This window comes from Pseudomonas sp. SWRI81 (assembly GCF_014268545.1).
Taxonomy (GTDB): domain Bacteria; phylum Pseudomonadota; class Gammaproteobacteria; order Pseudomonadales; family Pseudomonadaceae; genus Aquipseudomonas; species Aquipseudomonas hamedanensis.
This window is the reverse complement of the sequence record NZ_JABWQS010000094.1, coordinates 1-1397: the sequence shown is the minus strand read 5'-3', so window position 1 is coordinate 1397 and position 1397 is coordinate 1. Positions and strand designations below refer to the sequence as shown.

At 57.8% G+C, this 1397-nt stretch carries 1 protein-coding gene and 1 tRNA gene; one reads left to right on the top strand and one right to left on the bottom strand.

The window, feature by feature from the left end; genetic code table 11:
- Positions 1-180: 180 nt before the first annotated feature.
- A complete protein-coding gene (locus HU765_RS26575) occupies positions 181-939 on the bottom strand; it encodes a hypothetical protein (protein ID WP_186552579.1) in 759 nt (252 codons plus the stop codon).
- A gap of 384 nt (positions 940-1323) precedes the next feature.
- Here HU765_RS26575 and HU765_RS26570 point away from each other — a divergent pair.
- Positions 1324-1396: transfer RNA gene (locus tag HU765_RS26570), tRNA-Glu, on the top strand.
- Position 1397 lies beyond the last annotated feature (1 nt).

Here is a 1397-nt window from a genome sequence, read left to right as displayed (position 1 = left end):
CTGTGGGAGCTGGCTTGCCAGCGAAGGCGGCCTGACAGCCGACCTGTTTCTTGCAGATGTACACCGCCCCAAACTGTGGGAGCGAGCCCGCTCGCGAAGGCGGCTTCGGATTACTGCTGCGTCAATTCCGTCGCGCACAAAAAAGCCACCCCGCGGTGGCTTCTCTGGCAGCTTGCAGGCTTAGTCGTAAATCACTTTCTTCTTCCAGTCCGCATCCGCTTCGACATCTTTCAGACCGGCAGTCAGTTGATTCTCTTCGCCTTCAACCGGCGCAATTTTGTCCATGACCTGGGCATTGGCGCGGGCCAGCAGTTTTTCCAGGTATTGCAGTTGTTCGGCGTAGATCTGCGGATCCTGTTGTTTGCGCAGGTATTGCACGCCGCGTTCGAAGGCGAGGCGGGCCTGGCCGGGCTGGTTTTGTTGCAGGGATTGCTGGCCGAGGTTGTTGAAGAATTCGATGTGCAGCAGCACCAGAATATGCCGGACTTCACGGACCCAGTGCTTGGCTTCGTTCGGGGGCAGGAAGCCGTCGTGGGCGGCGCGGGTGATTTGGCCGTGGAGGGCTTCGAGCAGGAAGCGCACGTCTTTGGCTTTGGCTTCGGTCATGATCGGTGCTGGTGGATTGTTGACCGGTATCGATTCGCCCTGGGCGACCAGTGCGCTCAGTTCGCTGATGCGTGCCTTGGTGGTCGCACTGGTTTTCTCCAGATTCAGCAGGCGCTGGCAGACGTTCAGTTCCAGTCGGGTCAGCAGCAGCTTGAGCGCCGGGGTCATGAATTGGCCGGGGAATGTCTCGGTCAGTTCGCCGCAACGGCGCAGGCGGTCGTTGAGTTCGACTTTGGTGCGGGCCTTCTCCAGTTTGTTGTTTTCCACCACATGGTTCATGTAGCCAATGGCGATCAGAATTGCGATCCCGGCTACAACTAGCAGGGTGATCATGAGTGGTGTCACCGGTAAGACCTCTTTATAGGGTTCGCATGCGAGTGTAGTGGCTGGGCAATGGGGCGCCTAGCGCCGCTCGACGAGTCGGAGCAGCTGCTGCAATCTGTATCGGCCGCGTCCTGCTTATATGAATGCTGGCGCTTGATGTGCAGATTGCCATCACTGTGCGGTGGACTATAACGCCTTGGCGTGTGGCGGAATATAGGCGTCAGGATTCAGACGACGGAAAAGCCTTACGCGGCCCGGAAAGCAGGTCGAAGTCATTGATTTAAATAAATTTATATCAGGGGGTTGACGACCTCTCAATCCATCCATAGAATGCGCGCCACTTGCAGCGTAAAGCACACAGCGAAACGCGGCAGGGAGTGAATGTTGTAGTGTGTCCCCTTCGTCTAGTGGCCTAGGACACCGCCCTTTCACGGCGGTAACAGGGGTTCGAGTCCCCTAGGGGACGC